Here is a 24112-nt window from a genome sequence, read left to right on the forward strand (position 1 = left end):
TGAAAACTTGTCCGGACAGCGCCCTTTCGTGCGAGATATGCGTGCAACGGGAATGTCAGGACTGATGGAACCGCGCTTCTTGCGTACGCCCACCGTAGCCATAGGCCGAGGCGCGCGCATCGTGGACATGTACATAGCTTGTCGGGTGCACGGGGCCTAACAGGCGCTCAAAGCAGGCGAATACCTCGGCAAGATACTCTGCCTTCTCCGCTTTGGTGTTGGTCTCATCCGTCACGATGATCTCCAGCGAGAAGCTTGAGACGCCAATCTCGCTCAGCGTCTTTCCTCCGATCAGCCAATCTTCAGGCCGGACGTACGTGATGATCGTCGCGATCAGGCCCGCCTTCTTTCCTAGAATCCGGCTGGTCAGATCGCTCACCTGTGTAGATATCTTTGCGGTCAGCGCGGGAGACGAAGATGCTGAGACTTTGATGTTGATCAGAGGCATGAAGGTGCTCGTGTGAAGCCGAGAGGCTAGTTGATGGCGATGACCACTTTGCCGATGGGCCTTCCATGTTCCATGCGCGCAAACGCGGCAGCAGCTTCAGCAAAAGGAAAGATGGTGTCGATAACCGGCACGATGGCGTGTTCGTCGATGAAGCGGATGAGGGCTTTGGTCATTTTCTTGGAACCCACTACCACCCCGGTGAGCGACTTTCCGCCGATGAGTGAGAATGGATCGATGCTCAATGCAAATCCGCCAGCGACGCCACCGATGGTCACGACTTGGCCGCCGGGGCGCAGACTTCGCAGCGAGCGAGCAATCGTGCCGGCTCCACCGATGTCCATCACCAGATCTACGCCGCCGGTCGTGCGGAGCACCGTTTCATCCCAGTTGGGATCGGTGTTGTAGTTGATGGCAGCGTGTGCCCCCAATGCCACCATGTGCTCGATGCCCTCTTCCCTCCCAGAGAGCACCGTGACGCGCAAGCCGGCTGCCAACGCGAGCTGGACCGCCCATGTAGACACGCCGCCGGTGCCCTGAATCAGCACATGTGCACCGTCGGGCAGCGCGCCCAACTCAAACAACGCGTGCCAGGCAGTGACCCCTGCGCAGGCGATCGTAGAAGCTTGCTCCCATGACAGAGTGCGTGGCGCGTGCACCAATGCGCTTTGATCGACCACCAGATGTGTCGTCAGCACACCGTCGATGTTGCCACCCAGCGACAGGGACAGCGCCTGCTCGCTGGGAAATCCCTCAGTCCATCGCGGAAAGAAGATGGGGAGTACGGCATCACCGATGGAGAAGTCGGTGATCGCCGAACCGACAGCTACTACTTGTCCGGCGGCATCCGACAATGGGATGCGGGCTTCGCCGGCCCCCATCTGACCGTGAGCAACGAGTAAGTCGCGGTAGTTGAGCGAGGCGGCCTTGACGGCCAGTAGCACCTGGTTCTCACCCAAGGACGAGGGCGGAACCTCGATTCTATGAAGGCTTTGTGGACCCTGTCCACGGATGATGCGGTAGGCGTGCATGAGGCTCATTCGGCGAGTTTGGTGAGAGGTGGCGATCGAGATGGCGCAATGACACAACGCATTCTTTGATGACGCCATTAATGAACAATATGGGCCGGATAGCCGATCGAGCTGAGTGCTTGCTTTATCAGCTCAAGCGGACGGCGGGTTTCGAGACTGATGCGGCGTTGGTCCGGCATGAACTGCGCCCGCATCGAGGGGTCTACGCTCATCAGCGCACGTCGAATGGGTGCCACACATGCGCTGCAAGCCATGGCCGGGATATGTAGTCGATGCATGCGTTGCTGCTCCAACCAGCAGGGATAGCCAGCGTCAGGCTTCCCACTGTGGCAACGTCAATGCCCGTTCGTCGGACTCGCCAAATCGTCCAGAATCGGACATTCCGGGCGGTTGTCGCCATGGCATCGACTTGCTAGGTCGCGTAGCGTTCGCTGCATGGCCTGCATCTCGGTAATCTTGATCTGCAGATCGTCGATGTGGCCCTGGGCCAGTTTCTTGACCTGGGCGCTGGCTCGCCGGTCATCGCTCCACAAGCCTAGGAGCGATTGGATTTGTTTGATGGAAAATCCCAGGTTGCGGGCACGACGAATGAACCGAAGCCTGTGCACATCGGCATCGGTGTAGAGGCGATAGCCAGCAAAGGTGCGGCTGGCCGGAGGGATCAGATCGATCCCCTCATAGTGGCGAATCATCTTGGCGCTGACCTCGCTGAGCGCGGCGGCCTCGCCAATGTTATGCAATCCGGCTTCGCGCGCGTCGGCCAGTTCGGGTCGCAGTGCCCTGGAGCTGCGTCTGGTTGCCATCATGCCTCTCCCACATCGATCTTGGTTGGCTGCCAACGGCGCAACAGCAGCGTGTTGGCAATCACGCTCACGCTGGACAAGGCCATCGCTGCGCCGGCGATGACCGGATCAAGCAAGCCCAGGGCCGCCAGAGGAATCCCGACCACGTTGTAACCGAAGGCCCAGAACAGGTTCTGATGGATCTTGCGGGTCGTGCGGCGGGAAATGTCGATGGCATCGGCGATCAGACCCGGCTCAGCGCGCATTAGGGTAACCCCAGCGGCATGCATCGCCACATCGGTACCGGTTCCCATGGCCACCCCCAGGTTGGCAGCAGCCAACGCTGGCGCATCGTTGACACCATCGCCGACCATGGCCACCGGTGCCGACTGAGCCAACTCAGCGACCAACGCAGCTTTCTGCTCAGGCAATACATTGGCGCGCACCTCTTGGATGCCCAGCACCTTTGCCACCGAGGCGGCGGCGCCGGGATTGTCGCCAGAAATCATGACGGTGCGCAAACCCAGCGTGTGCAGCCGTTGAACAGCCGCCGCTGCACCCAGACGCGGCGGGTCCTCAAAGGCCAGTATGCCGAGCAACTGCGGATGATCGGTGCCCTGCTCTGCCAGCCATGACACCGTGTGGCCGGTCTGGCTGAGTAGTTCGGCCCGGGTCTGCAATGCTGTGAGCTCCACGCCATGCTCAAGCATCATGCGGGTACTGCCCAGCAACAGGTTCCTGCCATCCACTGTGCCGGTGATGCCGCGGCCAGGCACCGCCTGCACATCGCGTGCGAGCGGAATGGCGCGCTGGCCCATCACGCTCAATACGGCCCTGGCCAAGGGGTGCTCGCTGCCTTGCTGCAGGGCCGCCGCCAACGGCAACAGATCGGCTGCGTGGCCACGGGTGGCAATCTCCTCGGTCAGTACAGGACGTCCTTGGGTCAACGTGCCTGTCTTGTCGAAGGCCACCACCTTTACGGTACGTGCCACTTCCAGCGCCTCGGCATCCTTGACCAGAATGCCCGCTCGGGCGGCCACGCCGGTGCCGGCCATGATCGCGGTCGGGGTCGCCAATCCCAGCGCGCATGGGCATGCGATGACCAGCACCGCTACCGCGCTCAGGATCGCCTGGTTCCAATCACCCGTTCCCAACCCCCACCCGAGCAGCGTGAGCAAAGCCAGGCCGATCACCACCGGCACGAAGATCGCGCTCACCCGATCCACGGTTCGCTGGATAGGTGCCTTCTTGGCCTGTGCATCCTCCACGAGGCGAATGATCCGAGACAACGCGGTCTCGGCGCCGATTGCCAGTGTGCGTACCAGGATGCGGCCTTCGCCATTGATAGCCCCACCGGTGACGCGATCGCCCTCCCCGCGCGCCACGGGCATGGACTCCCCGGTGATCAGGGACTCATCGACGTGCGTGCGGCCCTCCGAGATCACGCCATCCACGGGGATGCGCTCGCCTGGCCGCACACTGACAATGTCCGAGACGGCAACCTCGTGAATGGCAACCTCGCGCTCTTGTCCGTCCTGATACACGCGTGCGGTGGCTGGCCGCAGTGCTTGCAAGGCCCGGATCGCTTGCGTGGTCTGTTGTTTGGCGCGGGCCTCTAACCACTTGCCCAGCAGGATCAAGGTAATGATGACCGCCGAGGTCTCGAAGTACAGCGCGGCATCGCCGTGGTGTCCGGCATCATTGAACAAGTGATAGACACTCAGCCCATAACCGGCACTGGTCCCCAAAGCGACCAGTAAATCCATATTGCCCGTGCCAGCGCGCAGGGCGTGCCATCCAGCGCGATAGAAACGCGCGCCAATCCAGAACTGCACCGGCGTTGCGAGCAAGAATTGCAGCCAGCCAGGTAGCATCCAATGCTGCCCTGCGACCCATCCCAGCATCGGGACGACTAACGGCAGGGAGAGGACCGCAGCGATCAACAGTTTGAGGGTGTCACCACTGAGCGTCTGGCGCGCCGATGCTGTATCGGTGTTGCCTTCCGGAGTCTGCGGTTCGATCGCGCGGTAACCCGCTGCGCTGACAGCGGCAACCAGGGATGCGACCTCCACCAGTGACGTGGCGCGTATGCGCGCGCGCTCGGTGGCCAGATTGACCGACACCTCCATCACGCCCGGCACAGCGCGCAGCGCACGCTCTACCCGTGCCACACATGAAGCGCAGGTCATCCCTTGGATGATCAGATCCCACTCCTTGCTGGCAACCTCATAGCCAGCCTGCTTCACCGCCGCGATCAAGGCAGGAAACGCGGCTGCCGGCGCGGTGACTTCGGCCACTTCTGTTGCCAGATTGATCGACGCATCGCTCACGCCGGCAACGGCCCGCAAGCTGCGTTCTACCCGGCCTACACATGAGGCGCATGTCATGCCGGCGACGCCAAAGCGATGCGTGTCCGTAGGCGCCGGCGGCGGCGAAGTGAGCGTTATGTCCATGGAGTAAGGACCAATAGGAACGAGCAGGTAGCCTGAGCCTTCCCATGATGGGAAGGTCAACAACGCGGGACGGGGCATCACTGAACTTGCCTGTCGTTTGACCTTCCCACCGTGGGAAGGCCCATCGTGACACCGTCGGCAAACCGCCGATGCTTTTGGAGGGTTGTCCATGAATCTCGTTGTTGAAGGTATGACCTGTGGTCATTGTGTCCGGACGGTCACCCAAGCCATTCAGGCCGTTGAGCCCCAGGCCCAGGTGGACGTCGATCTGGGCAGTGGCATGGTCAAGATCGAGGGCCTGCTTGCCGTAGAACAGGCGGTGGAGGCCATCCAGCGGCAAGGCTATGTGATCGCCGCCGTGCTCCCTTCTGAGGCCGATACGCCACCCACCCCGGCTGCATCCTCCTGCTGCGGCGGATGCCACCGCTGAGGCCACGCAAGGGCTTGATCCTGATCAATGCCCGTCGGCCCCAAGAGGGCTAGACTGGCCATCATGAGAGCTCACACGTCCCCTGCCCTGATCCGCCCAGCGTCCGCAGGCGCTGCTTCGGGCGTGCGGAAGCGGTCATGGTGAAGCTGCTGAGGCGATGGCGGCGCCCCCGTCCTCGTGCCCGACTGGCATGGCTGGGACTGTGGGCGCTGCTGTTGCAGCAGCTGGCACTGGTGGCCTACGCCTGTCCGTTGGAATCGGTGGAAGCCGGACGAGCGACCCTGATGGTCGGTTGCGAAGAGATGTCCGCGCCGGATCCCGATGCTCCGGCGTTGTGCGACCAGCATTGCCAGCGCGATCACATCGCCACGGCCGATGCGAAGGCCCCTCAAGTGCCTTACCAGCCGGCGCTGGTCGCCTTCGCGCTGGTGCAGGCTCTGTTGCCACCGGTACACGCGCAGTTCTATCGGGATGTTCCGGTGTGCGTGTCCGATCCGCCTCCCCTGCAGCGCTTCTGTAGCCTGCTGATTTAAGCCCCCTCCTGGATTGACCCGTGCTCGTGCTGCATGCGTTGCAGCGCGCTCGTTGTCGTTTGTCCGGAGGTCTTATGGAGATGTCTTTCTTCTTGCGTGCAAGGCGCAGGATGGCGTGTGGATTCGTGTTTGCCCTGGCCCTCAGTGGTCCTGTGGTGGCAGCACCGCCCGCAATCCCGATCAGCTACACAGAAGCCCTACAACGGGCGCTTGCTAACGCCCCTACCCTGCAGGTGCGCCGATCCCAGATCGATGCCAGTACCGAAGAAGCCGCGCGTGCTGGCGCGCTGCCCGACCCACGTTTGATCGTGGGGCTTGCGAACTGGCCCGTCAGCGGACCCGATGCCTTCAGCCTGCGGGCCGATGAGATGACTACCCAGCAAGTCGGTCTGATGCAGGAGTTTCCTGCGCGTGCGAAACGACGTGCCGAGCAAGCGCTGGCGCAAGCGACGCTGGCGCAAGCGCGCTCACTGTCGATGGCCGAACAGCAGATGGTGGTCCAAGCGACCGCGCAGGCCTGGATCGAGCTGTGGAGTACGCAGCAAGCCGTAGATGCGTTGGAAGGTTTGCGCGAGCCGGCGCGCATCGCCGAGCGTGCGGCGCGTGCTCGCTTGGCAGGCGGCACGGCCGGGGCTAGTGACGTGCTTGCCGCTCAGGCCGCCCTACTGCAGTTGGAAAATCGCCTGGACCAGGTACATGCGGAGCATGCTGCGGCGCAGGCCGGCCTGGTGCGGTGGTTGGGTGTGGCACCAGAGGCGATCTTGGCCAGTGGTACGGCGCCGGATTTTTCGCAGTTGCCATTGGAGCCCGCCCAACTGCTGGCCAAACTGGACCAGCACACGCCACTACTGGGCTGGGAAGCACGCCAGAGCTTAGCCCAGGCCCAGGTGGATGCGGCCGTGGCCGAAACCCGCCCGGATTGGAGTGTGGAACTCACCTACGGACGTCGCGAGCGCGCACCCGACGGCATGGCGCGCAGCAACATGCTCATGGTGGAAGTGGGCGTGGGTCTGCCGCTGTTCCAGAAGAACCGCCAAGCACGAGGCATCGCGGCGCGACGGGCCGAGCTGGAGGCGGTGTCGGCAGAGCGCGATGAGGCCCGGCGCATCCAAGCCGAGTCGGTACACCGCGCGATGGCGCGATGGCGCGGGTTAACCGGCCAGTTGGAGCGTCAGAACACGCAGAGCCTGCCTTTGGCGCGCGATCGTGCACGCACAGCGTTGGCTGCCTACGGCGCCGGTGCCGACCTGCAGCCGTGGCTGGAAGCGCGGCGCGATGAGATCGAACTGCAACTGGAGAACGCCCGCCTGCTGGGCGAACAGGGCCGTGCCTGGGCGGCACTGGCCTATCTGCTGCCCCATGAGGAGAACACGCCATGAGCCCGACCAAAACGCGTCTCACACAACTCGCCGTGGCCCTCGGGTTGCTCGCGCTCGGCTTTGCCGGCGGCTATGCCTGGATGACTCGAACCTCTGATACCACCCCGCCCACCGGCAAGAGCGGCGCAGATCAAGCACGCAAGGTGCTGTACTGGTACGACCCCATGGCGCCGGAGCAGCGATTCGACAAGCCGGGCAAATCTCCGTTCATGGATATGGAGTTGCTGCCCAAATACGCAGATGAGGCCATGGGGGGCGGAACGCAGATCGATCCGCGCCTGCAGCAGAACGTGGGCATACGCACTCAAGAAGTGGCGGTAGAGTCACTAGGAAGTGCCGTACGCGTGCCGGGCACGCTGACGTGGGATCTGACCCAGGAAACCGTGGTCAGTGCGCGCATGGAAGGCTTGATCACCCACGTGCAGGTAAAGGCGCCGTTTACCGAGGTTCGTCGTGGTCAAGCGCTGGCCACGGTGCAGGCCCCGGCATGGAACGCCGCCATCGCCGAAGCCCATGCGCTGAGCCAAGCTCAGTCCGCGAGCGCGCGTGAGCTACAGGGCGCCGCGCACCAACGGTTGCGTTCGTTGGGCGTTCCTTCTGGCGCCTCGGTCAGAAGTGGCGTCGTGCTTGGCGCAGACCACAATGGTGTCGTGACCGAGATCTTTGCACGCGAGGGGCAGACGGTGATGCCCGGTACGCCACTGTTCAAGATCAATGGGCTGGACACGCTGTGGCTGGAGGCCTCGGTGCCCCAGGCAGCGCTGGGCACCTTGCGACCGGGGTCCTCAGTGCAGGCCACGGTCAGTGCATGGCCGGCAGAGCGCTTTGCCGGACGGATACAGGCATTGCTTCCCCAGGTCGACATGGCTAGTCGCACGCAGCGGGCGCGAATTGTGCTGCGCAACCCGCAGCGTCGGCTGGTGCCGGGCATGTTCGCCGAGGTTCTGGTGCAGCCCGATGCCGAGCAGGCCCTGCCAGTCGTTCCCACGGAGGCGCTGATCGCCACTGGGCGGGACAGCCGGGTCATCGTGCAGGATCCGGACGGGAGCTTCCGGCCAGTGCGGGTGAGTGTCGGACGCAGCGTGCAAGGGCGCACGCAGATCGTGGCAGGCTTGGCCGGTGGTGAACGCGTGGTGGTTTCCGGTCAGTTCCTGCTCGACTCTGAAGCCAGTCTCTCCGGTGCGTTGGAACGCCTGGGCGCTGCACAACCGACAAGCCCTGCCAGCGCATCAGGTGTACACGAGCGCCATGACGCCGGGCACGACGCACGCACTGTCGTGCCGTCACCGTCCAGACAGCCTGCGCCTGTCGCGCCAGAGATCTCTACCTCCACGCCGCCGCGCTGCCCGGTGCAGTACTGGTATGACCCGATGGTGCCGGAGAAGCATTTCGACAAGCCGGGCAAGTCACCGTTCATGGATATGCTGTTGGTACCCAAGTTTGGCCCCGCCGCAGCCGCCGATTGCCGGGCAAGCGAGGTCATGCCCGAAGCGATGGAGGGCACGCCATGATCGCGCGCCTGATCCATGCTTGCATCGCCAATCGCGTGCTGGTGCTGGTTGCCGCCGCGCTGCTGGCGGTGGTCGGCATCTGGTCGGTAAAGAACACGCCGCTGGATGCGCTGCCGGACCTGTCCGATACCCAAGTCATCATCCGCACGCAATGGGCGGGGCAAACTCCGCGCATCATCGAAGATCAGGTCACCTACCCGTTGGCCACCACGATGTTGTCCGTGCCGGGCGTGAAGGCGGTACGCGGCTTCTCCTTCTTCGGTGATTCGTTCGTCTACATCCTGTTTGACGATGCCACTGATCTTTACTGGGCACGCTCTCGAGTGCTCGAGTACTTGAGCCAGGTGCGCGATCGACTTCCGCCGAACGTGAATCCGGCGCTGGGTCCTGATGCGACAGGACTCGGCTGGATCTACCAGTACGCCTTGGTGGATCGGACCGGTCAACGTGATGTGGGGCAGCTGCGTGCGTTGCAGGACTGGTTTCTTCGTTATGAGCTAAAAACCGTGCCGGACGTGGCTGAGGTAGCCAGTGTGGGCGGTGCGGTGCGCGCCTGGCAGATCCAGCCCGATCCGCAGGCGTTGGCGGCCCGTGGACTCACGGTGGCTGAGCTCATCGAGGCGGTGGATGCGGCCAACGGCGCTACCGGGGGCTCGGTGATCGAACAAGGCGAAGCCGAACTGATGGTGCGTAGCGAAGGCTACCTGCGCACACAGGAGGCGTTCGAACAGGTGCCGGTAACCGGCAACGACGGCATCCCCGTCTTGCTCGGCGAGGTGGCCACGATCAGTCGGGGGCCGGTCTTCCGTCGTGGTATCGCAGAGTTGGATGGTCAAGGTGAGGTGGCCGGCGGCGTGATCGTCCTGCGCACCGGCAAGGATGCCTTGGGGGCCATCCGGAACGTCAAAGCGCGACTACAGGCGTTGCAATCCAGCTTGCCCGAGGGCGTGGAAGTGGTCCCGGTGTACGACCGCTCCGAGCTGATCCAGGATGCAGTGCGCAACCTCACCCATAAGCTTGGCGAGGAGTTCCTGGTCGTAGCGCTGGTATGCCTGCTGTTCCTGTGGCACCTACGCTCGGCGTTGGTGGCCGTCATCACCCTGCCCTTGGGTATCCTGGCGGCCTTCATCGTGATGCACGCCCAGGGAATCTCCGCCAACTTGCTGTCGTTAGGCGGCATCGCCATCGCCATTGGTGCGATGGTCGATGCAGCGGTGGTGATGATCGAAAATGCACACAAGCACCTGGAGCACTGGCGCGAAGCGCACGGCCGGGAACCCCACGGTGAGGAGCGCTGGCAGTTGATGGCCCGCTCGGCGGCCGAGGTCGGACCGGCCCTGTTCGCCAGCTTGCTGGTCATCACTCTATCCTTCGTGCCGGTTTTTGCCCTGCAGGCGCAGGAAGGGCGATTGTTCTCGCCCCTGGCCTACACCAAGACCTACGCGATGGCCGCCGCAGCAGGGTTGTCGGTGACCTTGATCCCCGTGCTGATGGGCTACCTGATCCGCGGCCGCATCCGCCCGGAACAGCAGAACCCCATCAATCGCATCCTGATCGCCGGCTACCGGCCCATCCTGCTGTGGGTCCTCAAACATCCCGGTGTCACCTTGCTGCTCAGCGGCCTGCTGCTGGTGCTCACCTTGATCCCCTTCAGCCGGCTGGGCAGTGAGTTCATGCCGCCCTTGGAAGAAGGCAGCCTGTTGTACATGCCCACAGCGCTGCCAGGCCTGTCAGCTGACAAGGCGCGCCAGTTGCTTCAGCTCTCAGGACGGATGATCAAAACCGTACCGGAGGTCGAGCACGTGTTCGGCAAGGCGGGCCGTGCCGAAAGTGCGACCGATCCGGCACCTATCGAAATGTTTGAGACCACCGTGACCTTCAAGCCGCGGGATCAATGGCGCCCGGGCATGACCCCTCAGAAGCTACGCCAGGAATTGGATGCCGCGGTCAAGATTCCCGGTCTGACCAATCTATGGGTACCGCCCATTCGCAATCGCATCGATATGTTGGCCACCGGCATCAAAAGCCCGATTGGGATCAAGGTCTCCGGACCGGATGTGGAGCAGATCGAACGCCTGAGCCAGCAGATCGAGCAGGTGGCCAAGACTGTGCCCGGCGTGAGTTCGGCACTGGCCGAACGCGTCACCGGCGGGCGCTATGTCGATGTACAGGTGCGCCCGGAGATCGCTGCACGTTATGGATTCACGCAAGGCCAACTCCAGCAACTGATTGCCACGGTCGTTGGCGGTGATCCAATCGGGGAAACGATCGAGGGGCGCGAGCGCTATCCCATCGTCTTACGCTACCCCCGTGGCCAGCGTGACTCGTTGCAGGCCTTGCAGGATCTGCCGCTGATCGCGCCAGGCGGTGTGCAACTGACCTTGAGCCAGGTGGCGGAGCTGTCGGTCAGCCCAGGCCCGCCGATGCTCAAGAGCGATAACGGCCGGTTGGTGGGCTATATCTACGTGGATGTGGCCGATCGCGACCTGGGATCGGTGGTCCAGGACCTGCAAGCCGCGGTGCAGTCCCAGGTGAGCTTGCCTGCCGGCTATGGGGTGGCCTGGTCAGGGCAGTACGAGTACCTGCAACGGGCATTGGCACGCCTGCAGTGGGTGGTGCCCGCGGCGTTGGCGATCATCTTCCTGGTCATCTGGATGGTGTTCCGCAGGCTCAGCGATGTATCCATCATCCTGCTCAGCTTGCCCTTGGCATTGGTGGGCGGTTTCTGGTTGATCTGGGGGCTGGGCCATGCGATTTCGGTGGCCAGCATGATCGGATTCATCGCCCTGGGCGGCGTTGCCGCTGAGTTCGGCGTCATCATGCTGCTGTACCTGCGCCATGCCTGGGAGCAGCGCTTGGCCAGCGGTGCGCCGGAAGATGTGTCGACTCTGCAAGAAGCTATCTACGAAGGTGCCGTGCAGCGCGTACGCCCCAAGGCGATGACGGTGGCCGTCATCCTGGCCGGCTTGTTTCCGCTGTTCATCGGTGCCGGTGCCGGTTCGGAGGTCATGCAACGTATCGCCGCGCCGATGCTGGGTGGCATGCTCACCGCACCGGTGCTCTCCATGGTGGTGATTCCCGCAGCGTTCTATCTGGTGCGGCGACGTGGACTGCGCGCGGCGCGGGGCGACCAATGAGAGACAGACTGAGCACTTGAGGTGCGTCCCCACAAAAAGACGCCAGTCATGGAAGAAGTCATGACTGGCGTCAAAGGGGAGAGTACCGCCTACGTGCTTACTTATCAGTGCCCGGCGTGCGGGGAAATATCAAAGCTCAGCGACGCCCGATCCGACACAAAATCCAAGCTCTTTTGTGTAGAGGGCACCATGTGATTGGTGTGGATGTACCAGGTCTTGGCGGAGGTCACCTTGAAACTGGCTTGGCCTTGGGCATCGGTACGCAGCAGCGTGGCGCTACCGTGCCCGCCCTTGACCGGTGCGTCAGCGCGATGGCCGACGTACACGCGCAGGTTGGGCACTGGCGTGCCCTGCTGCAGTACCTGGAACGACAGCTGTTCGCCGACCTTCACGCTTCCAGGATTGCGGGCCAGGCGGATCTCCAACGGATAGCCCAGCGAGGCGGCGAAGTCGTCAGTCAGTTTCGTGCCTACTTGTCCAATGGCGCGGGCATGCTTGGTATAGCTGTAGGTGACCCCGTTGGGGAACTTGCTCGCATCATAGGTGGCCAAGGTATCGGGCAAGTCTTCCAACTCCAGGTACTTGCCGAACTCGCTGGCCGTACGGGTGCTGGTGGAAGCCATCGTCGAGACCCCTAGCAGATAGGTGCCCTCGCCCGCCGGATGCACGGTGAGCTGGCTTTGCTTGCCGACCTCTTTCCAACTGGCCAAGTCCGGGGCCGCCTTGGCGCCACCCTGGCTCAGCGAAACGTTCTGTAGACGCGCCCGGGTGACTGCGCCAGCACTTTCATCGAAGGTGCCGTTGTTGACCAGGGCGGTGTTCGCCTCGCCCGCTGCGGTGCCGGGCTTGGAGAAAGCGACAAACAGGTCGTGCGCGCCGGCGCTACCGGCCACCGCGAATAGCAGTAGTGCGGCAGATAGTTGCGTGTTTCTCATGATGTGTAGCTCCTTGGGATCGTGACTTACCAGTGGTAACCAAAGCGGACATTCCAGCGACGACCCAGCAAGTCGTACGTCATGGTGTCGGTGTTGGCGTTGGGGTTGTTCTGCACGAACGGCGCCTTTTTATCGAACACGTTCTCAACGCCGGCCGAGATGTCCCATTTCTTCTTGATGCCGTAGCTCAGTTGCAGGTTGTGGTACACCACGCTGGACACATGCGAGCCGATCGTGCCGGGCACGGCGATGATGTCGTCCGCACTGCCGATGTACTGCGCCGAATAGACGCCAGTCCAACGGTTCTTGCCCATGCGCAGTGAGCCCAAGCCACGCCACTGGGTGTAGCTACCCAAGCCGCTGGTGATCTTGCCGGCGTACTCAATGGTGGTGGCACCGGCGAAGGGAGTGACGTCGTAGCGCTCAAGATACGAGGCATCCAGACTCGCGCTTGCCTGCCAGCCGGCCACATCGAATTGATACAGCACACCGATATCCACGCCTTCGGATTCCTCGCTGGCCGCATTGACCTGCTGGGACGAGAGGTAGTTGACCTCACCGGTGACCGGATCACGAGTGAAGTTGGCCGGTGAGCAGAACGGATGGGCCAAGTTCGGCGTGGTGTAGCACGCACGCAGCTTGACCGAGCCTTCAATGCTACGGATCGCATTCTCGATGCGGATACGGTAGTAATCGGCCGTGAGCGTCAGCCCCGGCGCAAAGCCTGGGGTCCACACAAAGCCTGCCGTGAAGGTCCGCGCATCTTCAGGCTTGAGGTCGGGATTGCCGCCGGTCGTGGTGAGGATGGTGTTGCCCAACTGACGAAAGTTGGTGGGCACCCCGGCGGCCTGGCAGTTGGCCCGAATCACCGAGTCCGCGGGCAAGGTGCTCCAGTTGCTGCACGGATCCAGGGTGGTCAGGCTGCCTTGGCCGATGCCGCCAAACAACTCCGGGATGCTGGGGATACGAAAAGCCGTCGCGTAGTTGAGACGAATCTTCAGCGGTTCGGCCACCTGCCAATCCAGCCCCACCTTGTAGTTGGTGTCGCTGCCGAACAGGTCGTAGTCGGAATAGCGGCCGGCCAGGTTCAGGGTCGCGTAGTCCACCAACGGGACGTCCTGCAGCAGCGGGACGGCAAACTCGACAAAGGCTTCCTTGGCCGAGTACTCACCTTCGATCGGATCCTGACGCACGATGTTGGCGCTGCCGTTGACTACCAGCGGATCTGGGTACAGCCATCCCCGTTCCTTGCGAAACTCAACGCCCGAAGCGAAGGCGACGCTACCGGCGGGCAAATCGAACAGGGCGCCGGAAATGGTGCCGCTAAAGCCCTGCTGGCTGTTGCCACCGGAGCCGCGCTGGGTAAACAGGATGTAATCCAGCACTTCGGGCGTCAGGTTGCCGTAGCCCAAGTAGTTGCCGCACGGAATAGCCGCCCCTGGTGTGTTGCTGCACAGGCTGGTGTTGAGAGTGTTCTCTACCCGATCCAGGTTGGCGATATTGGTCGAGCTGTCCGTAGCAGAGTTGCGGCCCCAGTTCATCGCGACATTCCACGCCCAGTTATCGCCCCACTGCCCCTCCAAACCAAGCACGGTGCGAAACGTATCGACCTCCTGCTCGGTGATGCGCGCCCCGGCTTCTTCCAGACGCCGACGTTCCAGGGTCAGGTTCTGGCCGGTGGGATTGGTGGGATTAGTGGCGGCGATCCGGATGGTGCGATACACCCCCAGGGTATTGGGTGAGGCACGCTGATTGGACTGGCGATTGGTCGCCATCAGTTCCGTGAACAGACGGGTGTTCTCGGTCAGGTCGAACTGACCAAAGCCACTCAAGCCCACTCGCTTGATCGGGCTGACCGCATTGAGCAACAAGTTGTAGTTGTAATTGTGCTTGGCCGGATCATAGAGCTCGTAGGAGCGTGGATCCCCGTTGGGGTCCTGGTTGAAGTTGACCACGCGACCATCGGCCAGTCGGGCTCGCCCACCGATGGTGGACGAGTTGCCCACGCACTGCAGGGTGCCGGCCACCACACCCAACGGACACGGTGCCCGCGACGCCATGGTGATCGTGCCGCTTTCGGCATAGGTCAGGGCGCCAGACATTGAGCTGCGCTCGCCGGTGGTACCGAAGGCCAGGTTGAAGGAGCCGATCTCGCCATCGCCCTGGAAAGTCTGACCATAGCGGGTGGATAGCTCCACGCCATCCATTTCCTTGCGCGTGATGATGTTCACCACGCCGGCCACGGCATCGGCGCCGTAGATCGCCGATGCGCCGTCCTTCAGGATCTCGATGCGATCAACCAGGGCCAAGGGCACCACGTTCAGATCCACCGAATTGTTGGCGCCGGTACCACCGTTGACCACGCGTCGGCCGTTGAGCAGTACCAAGGTGCGGTTGACGCCCAAGCCACGCAGGTTGATCTGGGTGGTGCCGTTACCGTTACCCGTCCAGAAGTTGTTGGATTGCGAGCCGGCTGCACCGGCCGATGCAGGCAAGCGCTGCAGCAGCGTCTCGACCGAGACGGCACCGGAGCTTTGGATGGTCTCGGCATCAATGACCGTGGTGGGGCCCACACCGGACATCTGGGCGCGTTTGATGTGACTGCCGGTCACCTGGACCGCATCAAAGGTGGTGGGTGAAGCGGCCGACGGCGTTGAGGCGTCGGCGCCGCCGGAGAGGGAGGCGCTGTAGGCATCGGGACCGGCTTGCCCTACACCGGAGGTCGGTGCGTTGCGCGTAGGCGTCGGCGTGTTGGCACCTTCTCGCACGATCGCCAGCGCGCCGCTTTGATCGCGCTTGACCGTCAGTCCGGTTCCGGCGAGCAGGCGGTTCAGCGCTGCATCTTGGGACATGTCCCCACGCGCGCCTGCGGTGCGTCGATCACGAACGTCTTCGCTCAAGTAGACCAGGCGAACGCCCGATTGCCGGGCATAGGCTTCCAGCGCGACTTTCAGATCCCCTTCGGGAATATCAAAACTGCTCGTTTGTGCAGCGGCGGAGGCCGCGATGACCAGACCACACATGACAGCCAACGCTGTCCTCGCCACTTTCGTACGTGCCATGCATTTTCCCCAGGTCGGCGCGAATCGGCCTGATATCTGTGACGAGAGGACGGCACGCTTCCGGTATGAAATATTTCAGATTGATGTCTGCTGGCGTCTCAGTGCGGTTGGGACACGCGAATCTGATCACCCTGCGTCTCCACGCGCAGGTTGAAGCCGGTGGCCAACAGACGTGCGAAGGCATCCACACCTGTGGCATCGAAACTGCCGCCCACACGCATGTGGGCCGTTTCCGGATCCATCAGTACCAACTGCTTATCGTTGTAGCGATTGAACTGGGCCGCCACATCCGCCAACGTGGTTTGATCGAACTCCAGGGTGCCATGGCGCCAGCTCAAGGACCGGCGCACCTTGTCCTGAGCGTTGACTGCCACCAGCGTGCCCGCCGGCTTGCTATACAGCAGCCCCCCGCCCTGCACGATCACCGGCGGCCGTCCCGGTTTGGCCACCAGCGGCTCAACGCGCACCTTGCCTTCCAGCACGGCCACTTCCAGGCGTTCGCGTTCCTGCCTGACCGAGAACTTTGTTCCCAGTACCACGACACGATGCTCGCCGGCGTGGATGACGAACGGGTGCGCCGGATCGGGCTTCACATCAAAAAATGCCTCGCCCTTGTCCAGCCACACGTGGCGCAGCGAGGGGTCCACCTGCGCCCGCAGCTGCGTGTGCGTGTTGAGCTCCAGGCGGGAACCGTCCGACAGGGCGATCACCTCCCGGCCGCCAACCTCGGTGCTGTAGCGCGTGCCAGGGCCCCACCCCGTGAGGGTGAACAGCACCGCCAGCATGGCAACGCTCGCGGCAATGGCCCAGCGCATCGGCGCTCGCCAACGGTGTATGCGTGGCGGCTGCACGGCGCGTACCGCCGCCAACCGGTCTGCGCGCGTCCACACCGACTTCAAACGAAGCCAGGCCACACGATGGGCGGTGTCCTGTTCCAGCCAGGCTTGCAGCTGGATCTGGTCCTGTGCAGTCCATTGTGGGGACTCGGCACGGTTGATCCATTGCGCCGCGACCTGTTCGATGTCCTTGTGTGGGCTCATGGCTGCGAACGTTCCTTGTTGAAGCGCCGTGACGGACGCTGGATCTTGCCGGTACCGCCGAGCATGAAGTCGGCCAAGGCCCGCATACCCAACAGGGTCTGACGCTCCACCGTATCTTCGGCGATCCCCAATCGTCCAGCCACTTCGCGCTGGGATAGACCGTAGATCTTGCGAAGCTCCACGATCTGTCGACATTTGTGGGGCAGTTTCTGCAAGCCTTGCTGCAAGCGGCGCAGTTCATCACGGGCGCCTAAGTGTCGCTCCGGCGTGACCTCATCGCTTTGCATGACCGCCTGCTCCACATCGGCCATCGCTTCGATGGAGACAATACGAGAGCGGCGAATGCGATCGATGAGCAAGTTGCGTACGGTGGTCATGACAAAGGGCTTGGTCTGCGCGGGCAAGCCCCGTCGCGCGGCTTCGTAGATGCGTGCGTAAGCCTCCTGCCGAAGATCAGGAATCTCGCTGTCCTCATGTCCATGCCGGCGCAGGAAGGCATGTATCAAGCCTTCCAGGGGCAGGACATGGGATATGAACCACTCATCCAGCGCCGTGGTCACCGGGGTACTCGCTGATTCATCAGGCAGGCTCAAGCACGTCCATTCACTGGGACGAGCGCGGTCAGGAAATCCGGTACGCCGCAAGACCCGCCGGCCTGCTCGGCCGGCGGGCGTTGGGATCAGATCTTGAAATCGTCGTACGCCACCTGGCTGTCGGGTACACCCAGCCGGGTCAGCAGCTCGCGTGTGGCCTTAAGCATGGCCGGCGGTCCGCACAGGTAGAACTCGCAATCGGCCAAGGCCTGGTGGGCCTTGAGCAGGCGGTCATGCGCTACCTCATGCACCAGGCCCCGCAATAGCGCGTCGTCGTTCTGCGCTTCATCCGACAGCACCAAGTGCCAGCTGAAGTTCTCGTGCTGCTGGGCCAGGCGCTCCATCTCCTCGATGTAGGGCGCTTCCTTGAGACTGCGCGCGCCATACCAGAAGTGGATCCGCTCACCGCCCTGCCCCGCCAACAGCGTCCGAATCATCGCGCGCAGCGGGGCCATGCCAGCGCCGCCGCCGATGAACACTTTCTCCCGTCCGTGAGGCTTGAGCGCAAAGTCGCCGAAGGGGCCGCTGAAGCAGACCCGATCCCCGGGCGAGAGCGTGTACAGGTAGGTTGAGCCCCTGCCAGGAGGATGGCGTTTCTTGTCCGATCGTCCAGGACTGAAGCGGGCCAGCAAGGTCAGTCGCCCCTGTGCCTGATCGACAGGCAAGGCGAGCGAATACGCCCGACGGACCGGTTCGCGGTTGACCAACTTCTCGGGCAGGTCCACGCCCGCCCACTCCTGATGGTGGTGCTCGGGCCGCACGAGCTTGTTCACCGGTACCTCGTAGTTGGGCACATGCACCTGCAAGTAAGCGCCAGGTTGATATTCCGGACCGGGGGCCTCGTCGGGCTTGAGCACGATCTCGCGCAGGAACGGCGTCACTGCCGTGACCTGCTCCACGGTGGCGCCATACTCGGTCCACAGGCTGGCCCCGCCAGCCACCTCGACATCGGTGTCTTCCGTCACGGCCAGATTGCAGGCCAGGCGATAGCCCATCTTGACCTTGCTGGCGCCCAGGTGGGCGCGATCGGCCGCGGTGGCTTTGGGTGCCGCGCCGCGGAAGCGCACCTCGCACAGGCCACAGCTCTGCCCTCCTCCGCAGTTGGACGGCAGTTGCACGCCTTCGCGCGCCAGCGAGACGTAGACGTTGTCGCCTGCCGACGCCCGGACGGTACGCAGCCGTGTCCCATCCGGACCGAATACCGACAACTCGCGGGCCGGACGCCAGCGGCGCGGCACGAACTCGCTCCAATGGAAGCTGGCAAACAGCAGCCAGATACCGGTCAGGGCCAACCACAGACCGCCGATCGCGGCGGTGACCACCAACGGGTTGTTGAAGTTCTTGCGCCCGGTGTAGTCCATGATGTGCAACATCCAGAACACATCGAACAGGCGCCAGGTCTTGTTGCGGTGGTAAAGCACCTCGCCCGTCTGGGCAGACAGGTACACCGTGGTGTCCTGGCCATCGTCGGTATCCACGCGCCACAGTCGGCCTTCGTGATCGCGTACCTCACCACTCCACTCCAACAGGCGCGGTGCTTTCAACGTGCCAGGGCCGGTATAGGAGGCTTGCGCCAGGCGTGTGGCCCAGGCCGCGTCCAAGGCAATGGGTTGGCCGGACACGGCGTTGGCCAAGGTAATGCCCTGGGCATCGGCCAACTGATAGACCGGGGTATCCAGCAACCAGCCCGAACTGACGCGACTGATCTTCTTGTTTCCACCCAGGAAACTGGCCGGCGAGCGGGCATTGGCAGGCCACTCATGGGCCGCATGCTCGTGAGCCTGGAACTCATGGCCCTGCACCTGGTCATGGTCCAGCCAGCTCATCATCACGCCACTGGCCATCCAAAGCAGCAACTGCAGGCCGATGATCAAGCCGACCCATTTGTGCAGCGTTCTCATCCAGGGCGTCATGCTGCGGCCCTCCTGCGAAAGCTGTAGAACAGCAACCAGGCACCGCTGAGCACGAACACCAAGCCAACCGCCGAGGCCACGCGCAACAAGGTGTTGTTGACGTCCGAACGGGCCTCGTAGTCCATGATGTGGAACATCCACAGGAAATCAAACCAGCGCCACAGGCTGTGCCGCCGCGCCAGTAACTCGCCGCTGTAGGGCGAGAAATACAGGGTAGTTTCACCGGCATCGGCGTAGTGCACCGCCCACATGGGAACCGGGCGGGTGGCCACTTCTTGCGGCGCCTGGGTAACCCACTCGACCCGAGCTACGGGTGCCTGGCCCTGATAGACGTCTTTTGCCAAGGCGATCGCCATCTGCTGATCACCTGGGGAGAGCACCTCCCCCGTCGTAGCGTCCAGCAGGTACACCAGATCGCGGGCGTGAATCTCGTAGACATCCCGCTCAAGCAGTCGCTTGAGCTTGACCTGCGTCATGCCCGGATAGCGCCGCTGCAGTTCCTCACCGGACAAGTGAGTGGGTGCCACCAGCGGCTGCTGATGGGCATGGGCCAAGTGATCGCCATGGATGATGTCCAGGGAGATGACCGTCATGTACACGCCACTGATCATCCACAGCAGCGCTTGCACGCCAATGATCAGGCCAATCCATTTGTGGGCCTTGCGTGCCCAGAAAGCCGATTTCATAGTGATCTCGTTCGACAAGAGGACAACGCCTGCTCCCGTCACCAGGACGGGAGCAGGCCAAGCAGGTCTTACCAGTGGTATCCCACGCGGGCATACCAACGACGACCCAGCAGGTCATACGTCATCGTGTCGGTATTGGCGTCGGTGTAGCTCTGGATAAACGGGGCTTTCTTGTCGTACAGGTTGTCGATGCCGAAGGACACATCGAAGGTCTTGTTCGGTGCGTACTTGAGCTGGACATTGTGGTAGGTCACGCTGGGTGCGTGATCACCAATGTCGCCGGGGCTGGCATTGATGTCATCGGCCTTGCCGATGTACTGCAAGCTGTAAGAACCGGACCAGGCTTCGCGTTCCATCGTCAGCGAGGTCAAGGCGCGCCAGTGAGTAAAGCTGCCACGGCCACCGGTGATCTTGCCGGCGTACTCGATCACATCCGCGCCCGGGAACGGCCGCACGTCGTACTGGTCCAGATAGGACACATCCACGCTCAAGGTCGAATCGAACCCAGCAACCGCGAACTCGTACAGACCACCCAGGTCGATGCCCCGTACCCGTTCGTTGGCCGCATTGACCGGCTGGGACGACAGGAAGTCCACTTCACCGGTGATCGGATTGCGGGTGAAGTTGTCATTGCCGCAGAACGGATGCGCCAAGCCCGGGGTGTTGTAGCAGATCGACAGCTTGGTTGAGCCATCGATACGCTGGATCGCGTTGTCGATCTTGATGTTGAAGTAGTCCACCGTCAGCGTCAGTCCCGGCAAGAAGCTCGGCGTCCAGACCGCACCCACGGTCAGGGACTTGGCATCTTCCGGCTCCAGGTCAGGATTGCCGCCGGAGGTGGTCAGGATCGTGTTGCCCGGCTGTACGTAACCTGCCGGCACGCCGTACGCCTGACAGTTCTGACGCACTACCGAATCAGCCGGCAAGCTGCTCCAGCCGCTACAGGGATCGGTCGTGGTCAGGTTGCCCTCGGCTACGCCACCAAACAATTCGGGGATGTTGGGGATACGGAAAGCCGTGGCGTAGTTGGCGCGCACCTTCAAGGACGGCACGATCTGCCAATCCAGGCCCACCTTGTAATTCACGTCTTCGCCGAACAGGTCATAGTCGGAATAGCGCACGGCGGCATTGAGCGTCAGGCTCTCGGCGATCACGCTGTCCTGAAGCAGCGGCACGGCAAACTCGGCGAAGGCTTCCTTGGCCGTGTACTCACCGGCGATCGGATCCTGTTGGTTCGTGTTGGCAATGCCCAGTACCGTCAGCGGATCGGGATCGCGCCAACCACGCTCCTTGCGAACCTCGATGCCAGAGGCAAAGCCCACCCAACCGGCCGGCATCTCGAATAGCTGGCCGCTGATGTTGGCGGTGAAGCTCTTCTGGTCGTTGCCGCCGTTGTCGCGCGTCCTGAACAGGATGTAGTTGAGCACCTCGGGGGTCAGGTCGCCGTAGCCGAGATAGTCACCGCAGGGGATCGCCGCGCCGGGCGTGTTGCTGCACAGCGCGGTGTTGAGCGTGTCATCCACCCGGTCCAGGTTCGCCACATTGGTCGAGCCATCCACACCAGTGTTGCGGCCCCAATTCAGCGCGGCCGACCAGTCCCAGTTCATGCCCAACTGGCCTTCAATGCCCGCGACCACGCGGAAGGTATTGGTTTCCTGGAAGAACTCGCGTGGGCCGGCCTCTTCCAGACGGCGGCGCTGCAGCAGCAGGTCTTGGCCGGTCGGGTTGGTCGGGTGGCCGGCCGCAATATTGATCGGTCGATAGACACCCAGGCTGCCGGGCGTGGCCAACTGGTCGGACTGGCGGTTGGTGAACATCAACTCGGTGAACACGCGCGTGGTTTCATTCACAGTGCTGTCGCCGAACAGGCTGAAGCTCAAACGCTTGATCGGATTGACGGCATTGAGATAGGGATTGCCGTTGTAGTTATGCTTGGCCGCCGAATACGGTTCATAGAAGTCCCCGTCACCATTGGGATCCTGGTTGAAGTTCACGCGCGAGCCGTCGGCTAGCAATGCGCGCCCACCGATGGTGGCCGAGCTGCCCACACATTCGAGTTGCCCGTCGACCTCACCCAAGCCGCACGGTGCGCGTGAGGCCATGTTGACCGCGCCGGTCTCCGAGTAGTTGATGCCGGCCATCAACGAACCGCGGTCTGACGAAATACCCCAGGCGAAATCGAACGACTTTTCTTCGCCATCACTTTCGAAGGTCTGTCCGTACCGCACCGCCGCCTCGGCACCGTCGTAGTTCTTCTTGGTGATGATGTTCACCACACCCGCCACGGCATCGGCACCGTAGATGGCTGAGGCACCGTCCTTGAGGACCTCGATCCGCTCGATCAGCGCTACGGGGATGATGTTCAGGTCCACCGAGCTGTTGGCACCGGTGCCGCCATTGACCACACGACGACCATTGAGCAGAACCAGCGTGCGGTTAATGCCCAAGCCGCGCAGATTGACCTGGGTAGTGCCGTAGCCGTTCTCGGCCCAGTAGGCATTGGACTGGCTGCCGGCAAAACCGGCCGAGGCCGGCAGGCGCTGCAGCAGCGTCTCCACTGAAGTGGCGCCGGAGCGCTCGATGGCTTCGGCATCCACGACGCTGACCGGGCCGACGCCGGAAATCTGGAGCCGCTTGATGTGACTGCCGGTGACCTGGACGGTGTCCAGCGTCTTGGCCGACTCGCTCGTGGCGCCCTGTTCAGCCTGCTGAGCCAGAGCCACCGTGGAAAAACCGGCGCACAGAAGGGCACCGACGGATACCGCCAAAGGATTGCGCTTGAAGTACATGGGTTCTCTCTCCCCCGAAGGGCAATGCATGCGTATGACCCTGGTGCCCCAGACGTGGGGGCCTATGCGACATCAGGGCGTGCGTAGACGTCGCCAATCAATGGCGACCAAGCAGCATTAGCCGATGGGAGGTCGGAACAGCCGGGATACCTGTCGTCGCAGCGGCGGCAACTCAGGCGTAGGTAGGTAGGTGCTCGTCAGGGCGTGCTGGGCGGCAAAGATGACCGGCACACGCCCGGCGAAGAAGGTGAGCACACAGCTGCAGTCGCAGGAGGTGGTGCTGCAGTCGCACTGATGATCGTTCTGATCACCCTGCCCGGCTCGCTTGCCACCGGGAAGAATTTTGTTGCAATCGTTACTAATCTTGGCGCGTTCATTGACACGCGCGCCGCCATGCACCGAGTGGGTGCCATTCACCGCACCTGGGGGAGGAATATGCCGCACGGCCATCCGCGTGGTGGCCTGCGCGCTCAGGATCCCATCCGCGCAGAGCACGAGGATCAGGAACATACGCAGTAGCACGCGAAGCGAAGGCATGAGCGTGTGGCGAACCCGCAGGTTGTCTATACCACAGCAATAGCACGAGGAAATTCTTAGTGTCAACTGCTTGTGCAGTACAGCATCGAAAGTGGTTGGACTGGTTGTATAGACATGTAATGCTTGGGCCATGGACGAACCCAAGCCGCACTACCAGAAGCTCAAGCACTTCATCCTGCGTCACATCACCAACGGCGACTGGCCCGCGCGCAGTCGCGTCCCCAGCGAGAACGAACTGACGGCCAAGTTCGGCTTGTCTCGCATGACAGTGAATCGAGCGCTGCGCGAGTTGACCGATGCCGGCGTACTAACCCGGGTGCAAGGTGTCGGCACGTTCGTCGCCGGCCCCAAGGCCGAATCGGCGATGTTCGAGGTGCGCAATATTCGCGACGAGATTCAGTCACGCGGCCAGACACACTCGGTCCAAGTGCTGATCTGCGAGACGGTCGAGGCGCGCTCCAGTGTGACGACCAACTTCGGCCTGACGCCGGGCACGGAGCTGTTCCACAGTCGCCTGCTCCACCACAGCGATGACAAGCCGGTGCAGTTGGAGGATCGCTTTGTGCAACCCAGCGTGGCGCCGGATTACCTGGACATCGATTTCCACACCGAGATTCCGCATCAGTACTTGATGCGCGTTGCGCCGCTGGAGCGCGCCGAACATGTGATTGAAGCCGAGACGGCCAGCAAGCGTCTGGCTGCGCAACTGAAGATCAACGAAGGCGATCCGTTGCTGGTGCTGACCCGACGTACGTGGTCGCGCGGACAGGTGGCCAGCTTTGTGCGGTTGATTCACCCGGCATCTCGTTACCGCTTTGTGGGCACCTTCCAGGTTGGCGCCCCCCTGACCCCTTGA

18 protein-coding genes are annotated in these 24112 nt (G+C 62.8%); 6 read left to right on the forward strand and 12 right to left on the reverse strand.

Annotated elements, in window-relative coordinates; translation table 11 throughout:
- Positions 1-55: 55 nt before the first annotated feature.
- The 4 genes from AC04MD_RS18200 to AC04MD_RS18215 form a co-directional block, all read right to left on the reverse strand.
- Positions 56-448 carry a tautomerase family protein gene (locus AC04MD_RS18200; protein ID WP_046933516.1) on the reverse strand — a complete coding sequence of 131 codons (393 nt, stop codon included), beginning with the start codon at positions 446-448 and terminating at the stop codon, positions 56-58.
- Between the two features lie 26 nt (positions 449-474).
- The gene (locus AC04MD_RS18205; protein ID WP_046933530.1) at positions 475-1476 is read right to left on the reverse strand and encodes a zinc-dependent alcohol dehydrogenase family protein; all 1002 of its coding nucleotides are present in this window, start codon (positions 1474-1476) and stop codon (positions 475-477) included.
- A gap of 335 nt (positions 1477-1811) precedes the next feature.
- On the reverse strand, positions 1812-2279 hold the full coding sequence (gene cueR / locus AC04MD_RS18210; RefSeq protein ID WP_201417330.1) for a Cu(I)-responsive transcriptional regulator: 468 nt from the start codon (positions 2277-2279) through the stop codon (positions 1812-1814).
- Positions 2279-4711: a heavy metal translocating P-type ATPase gene (locus tag AC04MD_RS18215; RefSeq protein ID WP_279911751.1), complete on the reverse strand. Its 2433-nt coding sequence runs from the start codon at positions 4709-4711 to the stop codon at positions 2279-2281. Before AC04MD_RS18215 ends, cueR begins: the two co-directional genes overlap by 1 nt.
- A 169-nt stretch (positions 4712-4880) precedes the next feature.
- Between AC04MD_RS18215 and AC04MD_RS18220 the strand changes: the two genes are divergently transcribed.
- The 5 genes from AC04MD_RS18220 to AC04MD_RS18240 all read left to right on the forward strand — a co-directional run bounded on the left by AC04MD_RS18220 (position 4881) and on the right by AC04MD_RS18240 (position 11701).
- The gene (locus AC04MD_RS18220; protein WP_162337844.1) at positions 4881-5141 is read left to right on the forward strand and encodes a heavy-metal-associated domain-containing protein; all 261 of its coding nucleotides are present in this window, start codon (positions 4881-4883) and stop codon (positions 5139-5141) included.
- Positions 5142-5278: 137 nt separating this feature from the next.
- Positions 5279-5674, forward strand: coding sequence for a hypothetical protein (locus AC04MD_RS18225; RefSeq protein ID WP_046933519.1), 396 nt, complete (start codon positions 5279-5281; stop codon positions 5672-5674).
- A gap of 74 nt (positions 5675-5748) precedes the next feature.
- Positions 5749-7053, forward strand: coding sequence for a TolC family protein (locus tag AC04MD_RS18230; RefSeq protein WP_184578737.1), 1305 nt, complete (start codon positions 5749-5751; stop codon positions 7051-7053).
- On the forward strand, positions 7050-8564 hold the full coding sequence (locus tag AC04MD_RS18235) for an efflux RND transporter periplasmic adaptor subunit (RefSeq protein WP_046932607.1): 1515 nt from the start codon (positions 7050-7052) through the stop codon (positions 8562-8564). Before AC04MD_RS18230 ends, AC04MD_RS18235 begins: the two co-directional genes overlap by 4 nt.
- Complete coding sequence (locus AC04MD_RS18240) at positions 8561-11701, forward strand: efflux RND transporter permease subunit (protein ID WP_046932604.1); 3141 nt, start codon at positions 8561-8563, stop codon at positions 11699-11701. The genes AC04MD_RS18235 and AC04MD_RS18240 overlap by 4 nt, the downstream gene beginning before the upstream one ends.
- A gap of 104 nt (positions 11702-11805) precedes the next feature.
- Here AC04MD_RS18240 and AC04MD_RS18245 read toward each other — a convergent pair whose 3' ends face one another.
- From AC04MD_RS18245 to AC04MD_RS18280, 8 genes are all read right to left on the reverse strand, one after another.
- Positions 11806-12636: a DUF4198 domain-containing protein gene (locus AC04MD_RS18245; protein ID WP_046932602.1), complete on the reverse strand. Its 831-nt coding sequence runs from the start codon at positions 12634-12636 to the stop codon at positions 11806-11808.
- Positions 12637-12662: 26 nt separating this feature from the next.
- Positions 12663-15698, reverse strand: coding sequence for a TonB-dependent receptor (locus AC04MD_RS18250; protein ID WP_080952948.1), 3036 nt, complete (start codon positions 15696-15698; stop codon positions 12663-12665).
- A 98-nt stretch (positions 15699-15796) separates the two neighbouring features.
- Positions 15797-16738 (reverse strand): FecR family protein, encoded by a 942-nt coding sequence (locus AC04MD_RS18255; protein ID WP_052756063.1) that lies wholly within the window; start codon positions 16736-16738, stop codon positions 15797-15799.
- The gene (locus tag AC04MD_RS18260) at positions 16735-17298 is read right to left on the reverse strand and encodes an RNA polymerase sigma factor (protein WP_052756062.1); all 564 of its coding nucleotides are present in this window, start codon (positions 17296-17298) and stop codon (positions 16735-16737) included. Before AC04MD_RS18260 ends, AC04MD_RS18255 begins: the two co-directional genes overlap by 4 nt.
- Positions 17299-17417: 119 nt before the next feature.
- Complete coding sequence (locus tag AC04MD_RS18265) at positions 17418-19244, reverse strand: PepSY domain-containing protein (protein ID WP_046937801.1); 1827 nt, start codon at positions 19242-19244, stop codon at positions 17418-17420.
- Positions 19241-19930, reverse strand: coding sequence for a PepSY domain-containing protein (locus tag AC04MD_RS18270; RefSeq protein ID WP_046932627.1), 690 nt, complete (start codon positions 19928-19930; stop codon positions 19241-19243). The genes AC04MD_RS18265 and AC04MD_RS18270 overlap by 4 nt, the downstream gene beginning before the upstream one ends.
- A 68-nt stretch (positions 19931-19998) precedes the next feature.
- Positions 19999-22719, reverse strand: a complete 2721-nt coding sequence (locus AC04MD_RS18275; RefSeq protein ID WP_475498671.1) for a TonB-dependent receptor — start codon at positions 22717-22719, stop codon at positions 19999-20001.
- 117 nt (positions 22720-22836) lie between these two features.
- Positions 22837-23388, reverse strand: a complete 552-nt coding sequence (locus tag AC04MD_RS18280) for a CopL family metal-binding regulatory protein (protein WP_152667173.1) — start codon at positions 23386-23388, stop codon at positions 22837-22839.
- Here AC04MD_RS18280 and hutC point away from each other — a divergent pair.
- Entirely contained in the window at positions 23387-24112 is a 726-nt protein-coding gene (gene hutC, locus AC04MD_RS18285; RefSeq protein WP_046934788.1) for a histidine utilization repressor, read from the forward strand. The two genes, AC04MD_RS18280 and hutC, sit on opposite strands and share 2 nt — an antisense overlap.

This window comes from Pseudoxanthomonas sp. LjRoot206 (assembly GCF_056175725.1).